Here is a 17,840-nt window from a genome sequence, read left to right as displayed (position 1 = left end):
AGGGGGAGGCGCACAACAAGAATTGGAGCCCGAGTGGACAAGCAGCAGGACTTCGTACTCCGCCAGATTGAAGAGCGCGGGATCAAGTTCATCCGCCTGTGGTTCACGGACGTTCTCGGAACACTGAAGTCCGTGGCGATCGCACCGGCGGAGGTCGAGGGTGCCTTCAACGAAGGCATCGGTCTCGACGGCTCGGCCGTCGAGGGCTTTACGAGGCGTTCTGAAGCCGACATGCTCCTTCACCCGGACCCCTCGACGTTCCAGATGCTTCCGTGGCGCGGCGATATCGACCCGACGGCTCGCATGTTCTGCGACATCTCGACTCCGGATGGTCAGCCTTCCGTGACCGACCCGCGCCGGGTACTCCGCCGCGCTCTCGACGTAGCCTCTGCGCAGGGCTTCACGTTCTACGTGCACCCCGAGATCGAGTTCTACCTCCTGAAGTCAGATGAGGCGCTCGGCGGCGAGCCCGTACCCGCCGACAACGCCGGCTACTTCGACAACGTTCCGGGAGGCACCGCGCACGACTTCCGTCGCCGCGCGGTCCGCATCCTGGAGGACCTCGGCATCTCCGTCGAGTACAGCCACCACGAGGCGGGTCCAGGCCAGAACGAGATCGACCTCCGCTTCTCCGACGCGCTCAACACGGCAGACAACGTCATGACGTTCCGCACGGTCGTTAAGGAAGTCGCCATCGAGCAGGGCGTCTACGCGACGTTCATGCCGAAGCCCATGTGGCAGCACCCGGGCAGCGGAATGCACACGCACGTCTCGCTCTTCGAGGGCGACACCAACGTCTTCCACGAGCCAGGTGCCGAGTACCAGCTCTCCAAGATCGGCAGGCACTTCGTCGCCGGCCTACTCAAGCACGCGCCGGAGATCACCGCGGTGACCAACCAGTTCGTGAACTCCTACAAGCGGATCTGGGGCGGGGACGAGGCCCCGAGCTACGCTTGCTGGGGTCACAACAACAGCTCGGCGCTCGTCCGCATCCCGACCTACAAGCCCAACAAGGGCGGCTCAGCTCGTGTCGAGTACCGCGGCATCGACTCTGCTGCCAACCCGTACCTCGCGTACGCGGTCCTGCTTTCCGCCGGGCTCAAGGGCGTGGCGGAGGAGTACGAGCTTCCGGCCGAGATCGAGGGGGACATCTGGGAGATGTCGCCGCGCGAGCGCAGTGTGCTCGGCTTCGCCCCGCTGCCTTCCAGCCTCAACGAGGCGATCTCCATCATGGAGAACTCGGAGCTTGTCGCCGAGACGCTCGGTGAGCAGGTCTTCGCCTACTTCCTGGCGAACAAGCGCGCCGAATGGAAGCAGTACCGGGCCCAGGTCACGCCGTTCGAGCTCGCCTCGAATCTGCACGCCTTGTAGACCGTGCGCTCAGACGGACTCCGGACGCGCCTCGCGAGGGCGGGCTTTGCCGCGCCAAGCGAGGCCGAGCCGCGTCTTACGGAGCTCGCCGAGCTGACCGGGGTGCGCGCCGACGACGTCTTCTCGGTGGTCGACGAGCGTGTCGCCGACCCCGACCAGGCGCTGCAGTGGCTGGTCTACCTCGCAAGGCAGCACCCGAGCGCCGTCGACTCGCTGTTCGCCGAGCGTCCCAACGCGAAGACCGTAGTGCGCCTCCTCGGAGCCTCGACGGGGCTCGCTGAGTTCTTCCTGCGGCACCCGCGCACGATGGAAGTGGTGCAGTCCGGTGAGGCCGAGCTGCCGACTCGCGACGAACTGCAGCGGCGCATGGCGGCGAGCGTGGGCGTCGACGCCGAACGCGCCGACGCAGACGGTGGATTCGGCATGGCGGTTGCTCAACTGACCGGATCGGAGGCCGCTAGGTCGCTGCGCATCCGGTACCGAACAGAGCTGGCCCGCATCACGGCTTTCGACCTCGCGCAGGACGATCAGCGCGGTTGCGTCAGAGAGGTGAGCCGCGCGCTTGCCGACCTCGCAGGCGAGACGTTGGATGCGGCGATCATGGTCGCGCGCGCCGAGACCCAGGCGCCTCCGAGCGGATTCGGACGCTTCCCCGCGGAGCAGGTCGAATGCGTCCGTCTTGCGGTCATCGGCATGGGCAAGGCCGGTGCCGAGGAGCTCAACTACATCAGCGATGTCGACATCATGTTCGTCGCGGAGTCGTCGGACCCGGACTGCGTCGCCGTCCCAAGGGCCGTCGAGATCGGCACGAGGCTCGCGAGCCTCACCATGCGAGTCATCGACTCGACCGACGTCGAACCCGCGCTCTGGGAGGTAGACGCCAACCTTCGCCCCGAGGGCAAAGATGGCGCCCTGGTCCGCACGATCGACTCGTACGCGAAGTACTACGAGCGGTGGGCGAAGAACTGGGAGTTCCAGGCGCTCATCAAGTCGAGGGCCATGGCAGGAGACCTGCGTCTCGGGGCCGAGTTCGAGCGTCGCGTCGAGCCGCTCATCTGGGCGAGCGCGAGCCGGGCCGATTTCGTCGACCAGGTGCGGGCGATGCGTGAGCGCGTGACGGACCACATCCCGGCCGAGGAAGTCGATCTGCAGATCAAGCTGGGCCCAGGCGGGTTGCGCGATATCGAGTTCACCGTCCAGTTGCTCCAGCTTGTGCACGGACAGCACGACGAGAGCGTGCGTGAGCGTTCGACGCTCGCCGCGCTCGAGGCGCTCAGTGAGGGTGGGTACATCGGACGCGACGACGCGAACCAGTTCTCCTCCGACTATGAGTTCCTGAGGCTGCTGGAGCACCGCATCCAGCTTCGCGCGCTGCGTCGCACGCATCTCATGCCGACGAGCGACATCGAGCGGGCCGTGCTGGCGAGGTCCGCCAGCTTCGCAAACTCGCGTGAGCTCACCGACGAGTGGCAGCGAGTCAAGCTGCGTGTCAGGGGCCTCCACGAGAAGGTCTTCTACCGGCCGCTGCTCTCTGCAGTCGCTGCGCTGCCCACCGAGGGGTTCGCGCTGAGCTCCGACCAGGCGGAGGCCCGCCTGCGAGCGATCGGCTTCCTCGACCCGAAGGGCGCGCTCGCACACATCACGGCGCTCGTGAAGGGAGTCTCGCGGCGCGCCATCATGCAGCGCACGTTGCTTCCGGTGCTCATCGACTGGTTTTCGCAGGGGAGCGACCCTGACAGCGGTTTCCTGGCCTTCCGGAAGCTCTCCGAGCGGCTCGGCGACACCGCCTGGTACCTGCGGCTGCTACGGGACAGCTCGGCAGCGGCGAAGCGACTCACGCAGTTGCTGTCAGGCTCAAAGTTTGCGGCGGAGTTCTTCGAGCTTTACCCGGAAGCGGTGAAGTGGCTCGATGACGACGCACAGCTGAAGCCCCGCTCGCTCAGCGCCCTGCTCGACGAGGTAGCCACGACTATCCGTCGTCACGACGACGAGGTTGCGCTGCGGCGTGCGCTCCGCACCTTCCGCCGGCGTGAGGTGCTGCGCCTCGCGATCGGCGGCCTCCTGAGCCTCATCGACATCAAGCAGACGGGGTCTGGGCTCTCGGACATCGCGACGGCGACTCTCCAGGGCGCCTACGACGCGGTGCGCAGAATCGACAAGGTCGAGTACCCGCCGTTCGCGATCATCGCGATGGGTCGCTATGGGGGCCGCGAGCTCGGCTTCGGCTCGGACCTCGACGTGCTCTACGTGTTCGAGCCAGGCGACTTCTCGAACCCCGACCTCGCGAGCAGGCGGGCCCTCTCGCTTGTGCACCGCATCGTCGAGTTCACCGCTGACCCGCGTATGCCCATCGACCTGGATGCTGGGCTCCGCCCCGAGGGCAAGTCCGGCCCGCTCGTGCGTTCCCTATCCGCCTACCGCAGCTACTACGCTCGCTGGTCGCTCGGGTGGGAGACTCAGGCGCTCCTGCGCGCGCAGGACGTCGTCGGCGATCCCAACGTGCGTGACCGTTTCATGGACCTCGTCGATGACGTCCGCTACGGCAAGGAGCTTTCCGAGGACGGCCTGCGCGAGGTGCGTCGCATCAAGGCTCGCGTCGAGAACGAGCGCCTGCCGCAGGGCGCAGACCCGAAACGGCACTTGAAGCTTGGCCGCGGCTCGCTGAGCGACGTCGAGTGGCTAGCTCAGACGTTGCAGCTGCAGCACGCAATGCACGTGCCCTCGCTGCGCACGACCTCGACGCTCGGAACGCTCGACGCCGCGCAGGCCGAGGAGCTGCTTACTCCTGCAGATGCGAACCAACTGCGGGATGCCTGGCTGCTGGCGTCGCGGGTGCGCTCGGCGCTCTACCTCGCGACGAACAAGCAGTCCGACCTCCTACCGCAGGACGGGCCGACTCTCGACGCCGTCGCGCGGGCGCTCGGCTACGCGCCAGGCTCCGGTCCGCACCTCGAGGACGACTACCTGGGGGAGACTCGGCGCTCACGCCGTGTCTTCGAGCGCCTCTTCTACGGCGAGTAGCTCAGCGACGTCAGCAGGGCCTGCTGGTTACACAGTTCAGGAGGTCAGGCTTTCGTCGCCTGCTGATCGAGAATGGCGCGCTCGAGGCTGTTGGCGATAAGGACCGCATCGAGGCCTGACTGTCTGCCGATGCCGACAGCGTGTTGCGCCTCGTGCGAGGCGAGGGCCTGCAATGCCGACTTCGCCGTCGTGAACTCGTGGGCGAGCAACTCGTCGATGAAGCGGTCGACGTCTTCGTTGTGTCGCTGCCATTCTTCGCTCTGCGGTTCCGACGAGAGCCGGCGGACAGCGGCTGCGTGGATGCTGGCCGCGAGGCGCTTGTGGTGGTCGATGGCGGCCAGGGCCTGCGCGCGGAGCTCTGCTTCTTCCATCTGCCAAGCCTGACACGTGCTGCCCTGCGTTCCTGGGAGGGAACAGAAGAGCCCGCTTGGCCTCCCTCGGCGAGGAAGACCAGGCGGGCTCAGCGTCGATCTCTGCGTTACACACGCAGGAGCTCAGCGGACGATTAGACGCCGTAGTAGAGCTCGAACTCGTACGGGTGCGGGCGCTGTGCGAGCGGCTGCACTTCGTTGATCGTCTTGTAGTTGATCCAGTTCTCGATGAGCTCCGGCGTGAAGACGTTGCCCTTCGTGAGGTACTCGTGGTCAGCTTCGAGAGCTGCGAGCGCCTCTGGCAGCGAGGTCGCGAGCTGCGGGATGCTCTTCGCCTCTTCCGGGGGAAGCTCGTAGAGGTCCTTGTCGACCGGCTCGTGCGGCTCGATGCGGTTCTGGATTCCGTCGAGGCCAGCCATGAGCTGAGCGGCGAACGCGAGGTACGGGTTCGCGGAAGCATCCGGAGCGCGGAACTCGATGCGCTTCGCCTTCGGGTTGGAGCCCGTGATCGGGATGCGGATGGCAGCCGAGCGGTTACCAGCCGAGTAGACGAGGTTGATGGGAGCCTCGAAGCCCTTCACCAGACGGTGGTAGGAGTTCGTGGTCGGGTTGGTGAACGCCGCGAGCGAGTTGGCGTGCGCGAGCAGGCCGCCTATGTACCAGCGAGCGGTGTCGGAGAGCGAGCCGTAGCCTGCCTCGTCGTAGAACAGCGGCTCGCCGTCCTTCCAGAGCGACTGGTGCGTGTGCATGCCCGAGCCGTTGTCGTTGTAGAGCGGCTTCGGCATGAACGTGGCCGACTTGCCCCACTGCTCTGCCGTGTTCTTGACGATGTACTTGAACTTCAGGATGTCGTCCGCCGCGCTGACCATCGTGTCGAATCGGTAGTTGATCTCCTGCTGGCCGCCCGTGCCGACTTCGTGGTGCGAGCGCTCGAGGATGAATCCGGCCTCGATGAGCTTGAGCGTGATGTCGTCACGAAGGTCGGCCGTCTTGTCGACGGGGGAGACGGGGAAGTAGCCGCCCTTGAACGGCGTCTTGTTGCCCAGGTTGCCGCCCTCTTCTTCGCGGCCCGAGTTCCAGGCGCCCTCTTCGGAATCGACCGAGTAGAAGCTCTGGTTCGACGTCACGGAGTAGCGCACGTCGTCGAAGATGTAGAACTCGGCCTCTGGTGCGAAGAACGCGGTGTCGGCGATTCCGGTCGAGGACAGGTAGTCGACTGCCTTCTTCGCGACCTGGCGCGGGTCGCGGTGGTAGATCTCACCCGTGCGCGGGTTGTAGATGTCGAAGACCATGATGAGCGTCTTCGCGTCGCGGAACGGGTCGAGGTAGGCCGTCGTGACGTCGGGGATGAGCTGCATGTCCGACTCGTGGATCGACGCGAAGCCGCGGATCGAGGAGCCATCGAAGAGCTGGCCGACGGAGAAGAACTCCTCGTCAACGGTCGACGCGGGGATGTTGAAGTGCTGCTGCACACCAGGGAGGTCGGTGAAGCGGATGTCGAGGAACTTGACATCGTTATCGGCGATATAGGCGAGGACTTCAGACGGTTCTTTGAACATGGCTTCTCCGGGTCGTGTCGAAGGTGTTGGCGGACGGGGTCCTGTCACAAGCTAACCACTCGCTGTTGCCCCGTGGTCACTGTTATGTTTCGCGCACGTTACGCCGAGCGTGATATTGACGTGCGGCTGACCCAGTTTTCGGGGCATTCGCCAACGGTAAGCTTTCCGGATGCCCGCACAGTCAAGCAGTCCGGAGTTCGCAAAGCCGGAGAACAATCGCTACCCGGGCTATCGCCTCGGCTACCCAGAAGAGGGCCGCGGCTCGATGGCGCCCATGCGTCGCCGCATCCCCGCCCTCATCGTCGACTACGCGGTCGCTGCGGGGCTCGCCTTCCTCTTTTTCGACTACGACTCGATCGCGATCCTGCTGCTCTTCTTCGCGATGACGACCGTGGGGATCATGCTGTTCGGCGGTTCGCTCGGTCACCTGCTGTTCCGGATGCGTGTGACGAGGCTCGATGGCTCAGCCCCGGGCTATGTGCGTCCCCTCATCCGCCAGCTCCTGGTCACGCTCGTGCTCCCCATGCTCGTGTGGGACAGCGACCAGCGCGGCGGGCACGACATCATGACAAAACTCGCCCTGCGGCTCGTGTAGAGCGACAGGGCGAGTCTCTGGCGGGGATGCTGCAGGTCAGCGCATCTGCGAACGCGACGAGCGCATCCGCATTGGGTCAATGCCCTTGGGGATCGGGAGCGCGTTGCTGCCAAGAGCCTTGAGTCGGCTCGTCACAGCGACGATCTCCGGCTTGGTGAGCTTCTTGGGGAGCTTGTTGAGGGTCTTGCGGATCTTGACGAGCTTCACGTCGTCGGCCCCGGTCCCCACGTGGAAGTGGTGGATCGGCACGTTCGGCAGGATGCGCGCGGTCTTGCGGCGCTCGTCGTCGAGCAGGCGCTTCGTGCCAGCCTTGCTGCCCTCGGTGAGGATGACAACGCCGGGCTTGCCGATGGCACGGTAGACGGCGTCCTGCGTCTTCGCGTTGAAGGCAACAGGCATCTCGCTCGTCTGCCAGGTTCCGCGCAGAGCACTGGTGAGCACTTGGCCCGCCGCACCGGCACGTCCTTCGAGCTGCCCGAAGGCGACCCGCTCTGCGCGCCAGTTCAGCGTGAACATGAAGAGAAGCACGCCGACCATGAGGCCGAGGATCATCGTGAGGATCCAGATGAGCGCGTTCGATCCGGGCAGGAAGATGCTCACGAGCGCTGCGATGATCAGGGGGACGAGCACGGCAGCGACCATGATCCAAGGTGCGGTCTTGTCGTACTTGACCGTCATCTTGAGGACTTGCCAGATCTGCTTGAAGCGACCCGGTTCTTTTTCCGCTGCTGCGCCAGCTTGTGGAGAGTTCGCCATAGTGCATCCAGAATACCGGCACTTCACCCCGTATTCACATTCGGACTCGTGACGACTTCTCCACAGACGATGAAGCTCGTCCGCTCCTGCAAGGCAAGCGCCGTCAGACTCCCGGTGTGCAAGCCAGAAATCAGCGGAGAAGCGACCAAAGCGATCGTCTCGACTACCTCGACATCGTGGGGTGGCGCGTCGTCGAGATGCTCGCAGACGCGGGCCCATGGCGCCGGTACCTCGCAGTGGCGCGGGAGCGGGCAGTGCCCGACGACGGCGATTGGCTGGCCGGAACCGCCCATGCGGCTTCGCATGCTGCAGCGCTGACAGCCCCCGTGAGCGCCGTCGAGCTACTCGTGGAGGCATCGCCCGGGCTCGGCCTCACCCTGTCGGAACTCTGCGAGCTCTTCGATGAGATCGAGGCGCCAAGCGTTCCCGAGATCCTCGACGTGGGCATGACCGAGGAACAGGAAGCGGTCGCCGTGCTCGAAGCGACGCTCGGATCGAGCGTCGACGAACTCCTCGACCGGCCGAACCCGCTCACCGCTGGTGAGATCGTCACGATCCTGGCCCCCGTCGTTGAGACTCTTGTCGAGCTGCACGAGCATGGGGTCTCACTCGGCGCGTTGCGCTGCCAGGACGTGCGGCTCACCGCGGCTGGGCGGCCGGTACTCAAGGACTGGCACGCGGTTGCTCGACTCCCCGAGGTCGATGGGCGAGCGCGCGCGAGTGTCGCTCGTGACTGGAAGTCGCTCGAGTCGATGGCCGACCTCGTGCTGGCCCAGCTACCCAGCCAGACCGAGCTGCCCGCCGCGCTGGAGCGGGAACTCGACCGCTGCCTTTCCGGAGAAGTGGATGCACAGATCGGCCACCGCCTGCTCGACGCGCTCTTTTCCTGGCAGGATGCCAGGGAAGTGCTCGACCCCGCGGCGGGCGAGCGGGCGCCACGAAACGCGATCCTCGTCGAACGGGACCCCGAGACCGCCTCCCTCGGGCGGCTGGAGCATCCTCGCCCCACGGACAACCGCAACCGCGCCGACTCCCTCCTCGCGGATGACTCAGCCGAGGAGGTCGTAGACCCCCGGCGCGCCATCAGTACACGCGATGCGGAGAGCAGGAGGGCGCAGCGCGCTCAGCGGCGACCTGACACCGGGCAACGCGTACTCTCCGGAATCCGGCTGCCCTACCGGATAGCTGCTGCAGCTGCCGTCGTCATGTGCGTGTGTGCCGTGATGATCGGCCTCCTCGGCGGAGGGCGGGGCGGGGGAGCCCAACAAGGGGCAGGACCGTTGAACCCCAGCGTCCCGGAGTCCAGCGCCGTCGAGCTCACGGAGCCTGAGGCGGAGACGCAGGGGAAGACTGCTCCGCTGCCTGGCGAGGTCCTGCCAACGCCAGAGAATGCGGAACCGGTCGCTCAGGAGTCGACAGCGTCGGATTGGCGAGCTGCGGCGACGCTCGAGGATCCGACTGCCGCCGCCATGGCCCTCGTCGCACGGAGAGCGGAGTGCCTTGCGAGCTCGCCAGACGGTTGCCTCGAGGAGGTGTACCAGAGTGACGCGCCTGGCCTCCACGTAGACCTCGCACGTGCGGAAGAAACCGGCGACGAGCTTGCGGGGCTCACGACGGCGACGCTCCGCGATCGCTACGGCGACTTCGCCGTCGTCGACCTCTGGCCAGCAGACGCGGTACAGGCCTCGGAAACACCACCGGCCTCCCTCACGATCGCTCGTGGGGAGGCCGGATGGCGTCTACGTGATGTGCGAGTGGCCTAGGCCGATCGCGAGGCGTTGCTAGAGCCCGAGGTTGCCCTCGAATGCGCCCTCTTCGAGACGGTTCTTGATCTGCGAGAGGAAGCGAGCTGCATCCGCACCGTCGATGATGCGGTGGTCGTAGCTCAGCGCCAGGAAGACCAGCGAGCGGAACGCAATGGACTCCTGTCCGTCGGCCGTCTTGACGACCGCGGGACGCTTAGCGACGATTCCCGTGCCGAGGATGGCGCTCTGCGGGAGGAACACGACGGGCGTGTCGAACAGCGCGCCACGCGAGCCCGTGTTCGTGACGGTGAACGTGCCACCTGCAAGCTCGTCAGGGAGGAGCTTGTTGTCGCGCGTACGCCCGGCGAGATCAGCGATCTGCCCTGCGAGACCCGCGATGTCGAACTCAGACGCCTTCTTGATGACTGGCGTGAGCAGACCGCGCTCGGTGTCGACCGCCATCGCGATGTTCTCTGACTCCGGGTAGACGATGGAGTCTCCGTCGACCGTCGCGTTGATGATCGGGAAGCTCTGGAGCGCCTCGGCCGCAGCGAGCGTGAAGAACGGAAGGAACGAGAGCTTGTTGCCCGTCTTCGCGTGGAAGTCGCCCTTGACGCGATCGCGCAGCTGCGCGATGCGAGTCACGTCGACCTCGACGACCGTCGTGAGCTGAGCCGTCGAGTTCATCGACGCGACCGCGCGCTCGGCAACGACCTTGCGGAGACGTGACATCTTCGCGGTCGTGCCACGCAGCTCGGAGACCTCGAACGGCGTCGGCTCGCCCGGCGTACCGGCGGAGGCCGCCGGAGCTGCGCTCTTGCTCGACTCGGCGAAGGCGACGACGTCTTCCTTGCGGATGCGTCCGCCGACTCCAGTGCCCTGGACCTTCGTGAGGTCGACGCCGGCGTCTGCAGCAAGCTTGCGGACGAGAGGAGTCACATAGCGGGGGTCGGAGCTGGAGGCAGCCTGCGCCGACTCGCCACCCTGCTTCGGCTGTGACGGCTGCTTGGGCTGGGCAGGGGGCCTCGGAGCGGAAGCAGACTGCTGGGCGGTCTGCGCAGCAGGAGTTGCGGCCTGCTTCGCCGGAGCCTCCGAGGTTGTCTCCTTCTCGGGAGCAGGCTCCGCGTAGCCCTCGTCTTCCTTCGCTGCCGGAGCGTCTTCGGCTGCGGGAGCCGCGGCTTCCTCGACCTCAGGCTCAGCTGCTGCCTCTTCCTCGGCCGGGGCGCTGTCGCCGGATGATGCGGCACCGGAGCCGTCGCCGAGGCGAGCCAGGACCGCACCGACCTCGACGGTCTCGTCTTCGCCGACGAGGATCTCCTCGAGCACGCCCGCGATCGGCGATGGGATCTCGGTGTCGACCTTGTCGGTCGAGACCTCGAGCAGCGGCTCGTCGACCTCGACGGTGTCGCCGACGCTCTTCAGCCAACGAGTGACAGTTCCTTCGGTGACACTCTCGCCGAGTGCCGGGAGCGTTACGTCTTCGCTCATGATGTGGGTTCTCCTTGCGTGGTTCTGGCGGGTCAGAGTGCGTGCAGCGGGACGCCGGCGAGCAGACGTGCTGCCTCGCCGATCGTCTCACCCTGCGTCGGGTGGGCGTGGATGAGGTGCGCGACGTCCTCTGGGTAGGCCTCCCAGTTGACGATGAGCTGGGCTTCGCTCACAAGCTCGCCCACGCGGCCGCCGATCATGTGGACGCCGACGATCGGGCCGTCGTTGACACGCACGAGCTTGACGGTGCCGCTCGTGCCGAGGATCGAGCTCTTCGCGTTGCCAGCGAGGTTGTACTCGGCGGTGGAGATGGCGTCAGCGCCGAACTTCTCCTTGGCCTTGACCTCGGAGTAGCCGACCGAGGCGATCTCGGGGTCGGAGTACGTGATCTTCGGGATGTTGATGTCCTCGACCTGCACGGGATTGAGGCCGGCGATCTGCTCAGCGACGAAGATGCCGTGCTGGTAGCTGCGGTGCGCGAGCTGCAGACCTGGAACGATGTCGCCGATCGCGTAGACGCCAGGCACGTTGGTCTGGAGCGCCTCATCTACGGGGACAAATCCGCGGTCCGTCGTGACGCCGACCTCTTCGAGGCCGATGCCTTCGGTAACCGGACCGCGGCCGACTGCGACGAGCAGCAGATCTGCGTCGAGCACGTCACCGGACTCGAGCTCCACGTGAATGCCGTAGTCGTCCTGCGTCACGGCCTTGAATCGCACACCGAGCTTGAAGTCGATGCCGCGCTTCTTGTACGCGCGCTCGAGCTGCTTGGAGACTGATTCCTCTTCGGCGGGTGCGAGGTGCTTGAGCCCCTCAACGATCGTGACCTCGACGCCGAACGAACGCCAAACGCTGGCGAACTCCAGGCCGATGACACCGCCACCGAGGATGACGACGCGGTTCGGCAGCCACTCGAGCTCGAGTGCCTGCTCGCTCGTGATGACGTTGCCCGAGATCTCGAGCCCCGGAAGCGAACGGGAGAACGATCCCGTCGCAAGCACGACGTTCTTGCCCGTGAGCGTGTCGTCTCCGACCTGGACGGTCGTGGGGGAGACCAGCTTGCCCTCACCCTGGAAGACGGTGACGCCCTTGGCCTTCAGGAGCCCCTGCAGACCCTTGAACTTGCTGGCGACGATGCCCTCGCGGAAGGCGTTGACCTTCACGATGTCGACGCCCTGGAACTCCGTCAGCACGCCGACGGATGCGGCTTCGTGTGCGTTGTCGGCAAGCTCTGCCGCGTGGAGCATGGCCTTGGTAGGCACGCAGCCACGGTGGAGGCACGTGCCTCCGAGCTTGTCCTTCTCAACCAGAGCGACGGTTGAGCCCAGCTGAACGGCGCGGATAGCTGCGGCGTATCCCGCACTTCCTCCGCCAAGGACGACGAGGTCGAAATTGTGTTCTGACACCCGGAAAACTCCCTCAATGGAATTCATAGAGAAGCGGCGGCCGGTTTGTGGTCGCCACGCGCGGCGAAATTACCCCTCAGGGAAGCCTACACGCGTCGTACTGGCAGGAATAACCAGCTCAGGAGCGGGACTCGAGAAGCGCGATGAGTGTTCGCACCATCACGCCGGTCGCGCCCTTGGGTACGTACCCGTAAGGAGCGGACTCATTGTTCGAAGGTCCCGCGATATCGAGGTGTACCCACGGGATCGCTCCGCTTCCGTCTGCGCGGTCTCCAACAAATCGTTCGAGGAACGCGGCAGCGACGAGCATGCCGGCCGAGCGGTTGCCGGATCGCATGTTCGCGAGGTCCGCGACGGGGGACTTGAGCGTGTCGCCGACCTCCTCGGGAATCGGCATCGCCCAGGAAGGCTCGCCGATGGATTTGGAAGCCTCGACGACGCTGGAGATCCACGCCTCGTCGTTCCCCATGACCGCAGTGGTGCGGTCGCCGAGCGCGACGACCTGGGCGCCCGTAAGCGTCGCGATGTCGATGATCAGGTGGGGGTGCTCTTCGCTCGCCGCCGCGATGCCGTCCGCCATGACGATGCGGCCCTCCGCGTCGGTGTTCGTGATCTCCACGGTCTTGCCTCCGTAGATGGTCACGACGTCATCCGGGCGGGTAGCGGTGCTCGATGGCATGTTCTCCGCAATGCAGAGCCACCCGGTGATCGCGACCTTGATCCCGAGCTCCGCGGCCGCCTGCAGGACGCCGACGATTGTCGCGGCGCCAGCCATATCGAACTTCATGCCGACCATCGAGCCTGCGGGCTTGAGCGAGAGTCCACCGGTGTCGAAGGTGATGCCCTTGCCAACAAGTGCGATGTGCAGTTCCGCCCCGTCGGGGCGGTAGTCGAGGCGGACCAGGCGCGGGCCGCGAGACGACCCCTGGCCTACGGCCGTCAGCCCGCCGAACCCGCCGGCGCGGAGTTCCTGCTCGTCCCAGACGCGCGCCTCGATGCCGTTCTCCTTAGCGACCCGAAGTGCGATGTCCGCGAGGGCTGCAGGAGGCAAGTCGTTCGGTGGAGTGTTGACCGCGTCCTGGACGAGGGCGACCGCCTGAGCGATGGTCGTGGCCCTCGCATTCTCGGAGGTTGCGCGAGCCACGTCCGACGTCACGACGGTGATCTTGGCGAGCGCCGACGCATCCGCCTCTGACTTGTATTCGGTGAAGCGATAGGTGGCGAGGAGCGCGCCGAGCAGAACGGCCTGGCGCACGGTGGGCTCGAGCGCATCCGCGTCGATGGCGATCTCCGAAGTCCCAGCGGCCCGAGCGAGGGCACCGCCCGCGCGGCGCGCCTGCTCGTCGTCGCTCCCGTCGCCGAGCCCGAGCGCGATGGCGGCCCGGACGCCGCCGTCGAGCGGGATCGCGATCTTCTGCGTCTCGCCGCTCTTCCCGCGGAAGCCGGTCGCATCCAAGTAGGGCTCGAGGTTCGGGAATCCAGGAGGTGCAGAGATCGTGAGCGACTCCTCGAGTCGGAGCACGGGGAGCACCAGGAGCTGTGCGTCGGGGGCGGATTCGGCGAGGTCCAGGATGGCGAGCGTCATGCATGCCAGCATATTGCGGCCGTGTCGGTCCAGCTGGTGACCTCGTGCGCCAAGCGCGAACGCCCGCGTGAACGTCAGCCTTCGGACCTAGCATTGAGCTCATGAGCGAGACTGAGCGCATCTTCCGAGTGGCTGCCGCCTGGCACGACGTCCCTGCCGGCCTGCCCCTCATTGTGGCGCTGCGCGGCGGGCATGACGCGGGGGCCGTAGCCGCACAAGTTTCCGACGAGATCATCGACCTCGATGCGGACGCACGAATCGTCGCCGAGTTCGACGTCGATGAGCTGTACGACTACCGGGCGCGTCGCCCGATCGTCTCCGTGGCAAACGGGCGCGTGAAGTCCGTTTCGGAGCCGCGGCTCGATCTCCGCCTCGTCACTGACGAGCTCGGTCAGGAGTTCCTGTTCTTGTCCGGCTTCGAGCCGGACTATCGCTGGCGCCTCTTCAGCGAGGCCCTCGTGAGCGCCGTCGATGCACTCGAAGTGTCCTCGACAACGTGGGTCCACGCGGTGCCGATGCCGGTTCCGCACACGCGCCCGATCCGCATCGCAGCGACGGGGAACCGAGAGGAGCTCGTCGACACCCTCTCCGTTTGGAACCCGACGACAGAGGCGCCCGCCCACGTCATGCAGTACTTCCAGGTCAGGGCAGAGGAGCTCGGGCATCCCGTGCTGAGCCTCGCGATGCTCATCCCGCACTATGTCGCGGACTCGTCCGTGCCGGCCGGAGCCGTCGCCGCCCTTTCTGCGCTCGGCAGCGCGACGGGGCGCATGATCGCAACCGAGGCGCTGCGCGAGCGCGACCGCACGTTCCGCGCTGGTGTTGATGCCGAACTCGAGTCGAACCCGGACGGGCAGAAGCTCATCCATGCGCTCGAGACTCAGCACGACGCGTACCTACAGAATCTTGCGGTGACCAACGACTTCGAGGATGCTGCGGGCGAACTTCCCTCGGCCGACCAGCTGGCAGCGGAGATCGAGCGGTATCTGGCTCTTGGGCGTGACGACGACGCCTAAGTCGTAGGGGTCGAGCCGGCTTGTCTCCTCAGGTGGGGGACAATGGCGAGGATGAATCGTCGTCTTGCCCCCGCGATGTTCGCCATAACGGCGTTCGCTTATATGGTCGCTGTCACGCAGCGCTCTTCACTTGGGGTCGCCGGCGTGCTCGCGAGCGAGCGCTTCGACGTGGGTGCGACTGCGCTCTCCACGCTGGCGGTCGCACAGCTCGCGGTCTACGCGGCCCTGCAGATTCCCGTCGGGATGCTCCTCGACAGGTTCGGGCCCGCGAGGCTCATCCTCGTCGGCGCGCTGCTCATGTCCGGCGGGCAGCTGATCGTCGCGCTGGCGCCGGAGCTCAGCGTCGCGGTCGTCGGCAGGATGCTCGTCGGAGCGGGGGATGCGACGACCTTCGTCTCTGGGCTGCGCATCATCGCGGCCTGGTTCCCGCCGCGCCGCGTGCCGATCTTCGTCCAGTGGTACGGGAACCTCGGTCAGCTCGGGCAGGTGCTCTCCGCAGTGCCGTTCGGGTTCCTGCTCCGCTCAACCTCGTGGACTCCGGCGTTCCTCTCAGTGGCGAGCCTCGCTTTCATCACGGCGATCGCCGTCGCCGTCTTCCTGCGAGACAGCCCCGATCTGCGCCGAGCCGGCGAGGCGATCAGCGTCCGCGGGGTGCTCGTGAAGGTCGGACAGGCCGCGCGACGGCCAGGCACTCGCCTCGGATTCTGGGCGCACTTCTCCACGCAGTTCCCCGGCACGGTCTTCGGGCTGCTCTGGGGGTACCCGCTCATGACGCAGGGCCTTGGCCTCGAACCGGCCGTCGCGTCATCGTTGCTGCCGGTCATTGTCCTCGCGGGGATGGTCCTCGGCCCCTTCCTCGGGGTACTCACGGGGCGCTATCCGCTCCGCCGCTCGAATCTTGTGCTCATCTGCGTGCTCCTGATCCTGTCCGTCTGGGTCGCAATGCTGCTGTGGCCGGGCCAACCGCCCCTCTGGCTACTGATCGTCCTCCTCATCGTCATGGGCATCGGCGGCTCAGGATCGGCGATCGGCTTCGACTACGCGCGAACGTTCAACCCGGCGTCAAGCCTCGGCTCAGCCTCTGGCATCGTGAACGTAGGCGGCTTCGTCGCCAGCTTCACGACGATGTTCCTCATCGGCATCTCGCTCGACGCGCTGGGGATCGGCGTTGCAGGGGCTGTGGACTGGCAGCAGTACAAGCTCGCGTTCTGGGTTATCCCGGGTGTCATGCTTGTCGGGCTCAGCGGTCTGCTGCTCAGTCGTCGACGCACGCGAGGTCGCATGGCTCGCGACGAGGGAATAATTATCGACCCGATCTGGGTTGCAATAGGCAGGAAATGGTTCGGGTCAGGCAGACGCGGGATGTGAATCCACGGCGTCAATCCAGGGTTTCGTCTGAAACCGTGCCATAATCAACGGATGGACCCTGCGGGTCTGCCTTCGCGCAGACTTGACAAGGGCCTTCCTTATGCCCGCACCGTGACGAGAGGGGTCTGAACATGGCGACACGCACGGGAGCTACCACGGCTACTGCAGAAGCAACCGAGGACATCAAGAAGGCGCCAGCGCGCAAGCGCGCGACGCCGGCGAAGAAGGCGAGCGCTGACTCAAGCGCAGCCGTCGACACCGAGAGCACTACTGACGACGCTGCGACGGCGAAGAAGCCCGCCGCGAAGCGCGCACCGGCAAAGCGCAAGACAGCAGCTGCGGACGAGGGCGCGACGGCCAAAGCCGCGCCGCGCAAGCGGGCCGCCGCGAAGAAGAAGGTCGAGGGCGACGAGCCCGAAGACGGCGCAGATGAAGGCGAGATCGAAGAGATCGATGTCGACGCGGACGCGTCAGACAGCGGTGACTCCGACGACGACTCCATCAAGCCAGCCGACCCGAAGGACGCCAAGGCAGACGCCGAGAAGGCCCGCGTGCAGGGCGCCATTGTCCTCACCCCCAGTGACGACGAGGAAGAGACTCCCGTCTACTCCGCGGCGATCACGGGTGCGACGGCTGACCCTGTCAAGGACTACCTGAAGCAGATCGGAAAGGTCGCGCTGCTGAACGCGGCCGAAGAGGTCGACCTGGCCATGCGCATCGAGGCTGGCCTGTTCGCCGCCGACAAGCTCAAGGAGCAGGAGGGTGAGCTCGACAAGCAGCTCGTCCGAGAGCTCAAGTGGGTGTCTCGCGACGGAGACCGGGCCAAGAGTCACCTCCTCGGGGCGAACCTCCGCCTCGTCGTGAGCCTCGCGAAGCGCTACACGGGCCGCGGAATGCAGTTCCTGGATCTCATCCAGGAGGGCAACATGGGCCTCATCCGTGCAGTCGAGAAGTTCGACTACACCAAGGGCTTTAAGTTCTCGACGTACGCCACCTGGTGGATCCGTCAGGCGATCACGCGTGCCATGGCGGACCAGGCCCGCACGATCCGCATCCCCGTGCACATGGTCGAGGTCATCAACAAGCTCGCCCGCGTCCAGCGTCAGATGCTGCAGGATCTCGGCCGCGAGCCCACGCCTGAGGAGCTCGCCAAGGAGCTCGACATGACGCCTGAGAAGGTCGTCGAGGTGCAGAAGTACGGTCGCGAGCCCATCTCGCTGCATACGCCGCTCGGTGAAGACGGAGACAGCGAGTTCGGTGACCTCATCGAGGATACCGAGGCCGTGGTCCCTGCGGATGCGGTGAGCTTCACGATGCTCCAGCGCCAGCTCGAGTCGCTGCTTGACTCGCTTGCCGAGCGCGAAGCCGGCGTCATCCGCATGCGCTTCGGTCTTGGAGATGGCATGCCGAAGACGCTCGACCAGATCGGCGACACGTTCGGTGTGACTCGCGAGCGTATTCGCCAGATCGAGTCCAAGACGATGGCGAAGCTGCGCCACCCGTCACGCTCGCAGTCGCTGCGCGACTACCTCGAGTAGCGAGAACGGCCGAGCGGGCTC

13 protein-coding genes are annotated in these 17,840 nt (G+C 66.0%); 7 read left to right on the top strand and 6 right to left on the bottom strand.

The features are described from left to right. The first annotated feature begins 33 nt into the window (after nt 1-33). Complete coding sequence (locus FHX72_RS03910; protein ID WP_068483444.1) at nt 34-1,371, top strand: glutamine synthetase family protein; 1,338 nt, start codon at nt 34-36, stop codon at nt 1,369-1,371. Nucleotides 1,372-1,374: 3 nt separating this feature from the next. Beyond that, the gene (locus tag FHX72_RS03905; RefSeq protein WP_183623084.1) at nt 1,375-4,392 is read left to right on the top strand and encodes a bifunctional [glutamine synthetase] adenylyltransferase/[glutamine synthetase]-adenylyl-L-tyrosine phosphorylase; all 3,018 of its coding nucleotides are present in this window, start codon (nt 1,375-1,377) and stop codon (nt 4,390-4,392) included. 44 nt (nt 4,393-4,436) lie between these two features. On the opposite strand, the gene FHX72_RS03900 is transcribed toward FHX72_RS03905, so the two are convergent. Together FHX72_RS03900 and glnA are read right to left on the bottom strand one after the other, a co-directional pair. Then, nucleotides 4,437-4,763 carry a hypothetical protein gene (locus FHX72_RS03900; protein ID WP_068483451.1) on the bottom strand — a complete coding sequence of 109 codons (327 nt, stop codon included), beginning with the start codon at nt 4,761-4,763 and terminating at the stop codon, nt 4,437-4,439. Nucleotides 4,764-4,897: 134 nt separating this feature from the next. After that, nucleotides 4,898-6,322, bottom strand: coding sequence for a type I glutamate--ammonia ligase (glnA, locus tag FHX72_RS03895; RefSeq protein WP_183623082.1), 1,425 nt, complete (start codon nt 6,320-6,322; stop codon nt 4,898-4,900). A gap of 169 nt (nt 6,323-6,491) precedes the next feature. Between glnA and FHX72_RS03890 the strand changes: the two genes are divergently transcribed. Further along, nucleotides 6,492-6,917 (top strand): RDD family protein, encoded by a 426-nt coding sequence (locus tag FHX72_RS03890; protein WP_068483503.1) that lies wholly within the window; start codon nt 6,492-6,494, stop codon nt 6,915-6,917. 36 nt (nt 6,918-6,953) lie between these two features. On the opposite strand, the gene FHX72_RS03885 is transcribed toward FHX72_RS03890, so the two are convergent. Then, nucleotides 6,954-7,673 carry a DUF4191 domain-containing protein gene (locus FHX72_RS03885; RefSeq protein ID WP_183623080.1) on the bottom strand — a complete coding sequence of 240 codons (720 nt, stop codon included), beginning with the start codon at nt 7,671-7,673 and terminating at the stop codon, nt 6,954-6,956. 116 nt (nt 7,674-7,789) lie between these two features. Here FHX72_RS03885 and FHX72_RS03880 point away from each other — a divergent pair, with 116 nt between their 5' ends. Beyond that, on the top strand, nt 7,790-9,436 hold the full coding sequence (locus FHX72_RS03880) for a protein kinase family protein (protein WP_183623079.1): 1,647 nt from the start codon (nt 7,790-7,792) through the stop codon (nt 9,434-9,436). An 18-nt stretch (nt 9,437-9,454) separates the two neighbouring features. Here FHX72_RS03880 and sucB read toward each other — a convergent pair whose 3' ends face one another. The 3 genes from sucB to FHX72_RS03865 form a co-directional block, all read right to left on the bottom strand. Next, nucleotides 9,455-10,909: a 2-oxoglutarate dehydrogenase, E2 component, dihydrolipoamide succinyltransferase gene (gene sucB / locus FHX72_RS03875; protein WP_338110071.1), complete on the bottom strand. Its 1,455-nt coding sequence runs from the start codon at nt 10,907-10,909 to the stop codon at nt 9,455-9,457. A gap of 29 nt (nt 10,910-10,938) precedes the next feature. Then, on the bottom strand, nt 10,939-12,312 hold the full coding sequence (lpdA, locus tag FHX72_RS03870; RefSeq protein ID WP_183623075.1) for a dihydrolipoyl dehydrogenase: 1,374 nt from the start codon (nt 12,310-12,312) through the stop codon (nt 10,939-10,941). Nucleotides 12,313-12,430: 118 nt separating this feature from the next. Beyond that, entirely contained in the window at nt 12,431-13,897 is a 1,467-nt protein-coding gene (locus FHX72_RS03865) for a leucyl aminopeptidase (protein ID WP_183623073.1), read from the bottom strand. Nucleotides 13,898-13,998: 101 nt separating this feature from the next. Between FHX72_RS03865 and FHX72_RS03860 the strand changes: the two genes are divergently transcribed. The 3 genes from FHX72_RS03860 to FHX72_RS03850 all read left to right on the top strand — a co-directional run bounded on the left by FHX72_RS03860 (nt 13,999) and on the right by FHX72_RS03850 (nt 17,819). Next, on the top strand, nt 13,999-14,913 hold the full coding sequence (locus FHX72_RS03860; protein ID WP_068483521.1) for a proteasome assembly chaperone family protein: 915 nt from the start codon (nt 13,999-14,001) through the stop codon (nt 14,911-14,913). A 51-nt stretch (nt 14,914-14,964) separates the two neighbouring features. Further along, nucleotides 14,965-16,281, top strand: a complete 1,317-nt coding sequence (locus tag FHX72_RS03855) for an MFS transporter (protein ID WP_183623071.1) — start codon at nt 14,965-14,967, stop codon at nt 16,279-16,281. Nucleotides 16,282-16,412: 131 nt separating this feature from the next. Then, nucleotides 16,413-17,819: an RNA polymerase sigma factor gene (locus FHX72_RS03850; protein WP_068483525.1), complete on the top strand. Its 1,407-nt coding sequence runs from the start codon at nt 16,413-16,415 to the stop codon at nt 17,817-17,819. Nucleotides 17,820-17,840 lie beyond the last annotated feature (21 nt).

The sequence above is a fragment of the Pseudoclavibacter helvolus genome (genome assembly GCF_014191305.1).
Classification (GTDB): domain Bacteria; phylum Actinomycetota; class Actinomycetes; order Actinomycetales; family Microbacteriaceae; genus Pseudoclavibacter; species Pseudoclavibacter helvolus.
The sequence above is the reverse complement of the archived record's forward strand: the minus strand, read 5'-3'. Positions and strand labels throughout refer to the sequence as shown.

Bases quoted from the DNA above. Each gene is read 5' to 3' on its own strand.
- FHX72_RS03890 (WP_068483503.1), top strand. From the start codon at position 6,492: ATGCCCGCACAGTCAAGCAGTCCGGAGTTCGCAAAGCCGGAGAACAAT.
- FHX72_RS03885 (WP_183623080.1), bottom strand. From the start codon at position 7,673: ATGGCGAACTCTCCACAAGCTGGCGCAGCAGCGGAAAAAGAACCGGGT.
- FHX72_RS03850 (WP_068483525.1), top strand. From the start codon at position 16,413: ATGGCGACACGCACGGGAGCTACCACGGCTACTGCAGAAGCAACCGAG.
- FHX72_RS03900 (WP_068483451.1), bottom strand. From the start codon at position 4,763: ATGGAAGAAGCAGAGCTCCGCGCGCAGGCCCTGGCCGCCATCGACCAC.
- FHX72_RS03865 (WP_183623073.1), bottom strand. From the start codon at position 13,897: ATGACGCTCGCCATCCTGGACCTCGCCGAATCCGCCCCCGACGCACAG.
- glnA (WP_183623082.1), bottom strand. From the start codon at position 6,322: ATGTTCAAAGAACCGTCTGAAGTCCTCGCCTATATCGCCGATAACGAT.
- FHX72_RS03860 (WP_068483521.1), top strand. From the start codon at position 13,999: ATGAGCGAGACTGAGCGCATCTTCCGAGTGGCTGCCGCCTGGCACGAC.
- FHX72_RS03855 (WP_183623071.1), top strand. From the start codon at position 14,965: ATGAATCGTCGTCTTGCCCCCGCGATGTTCGCCATAACGGCGTTCGCT.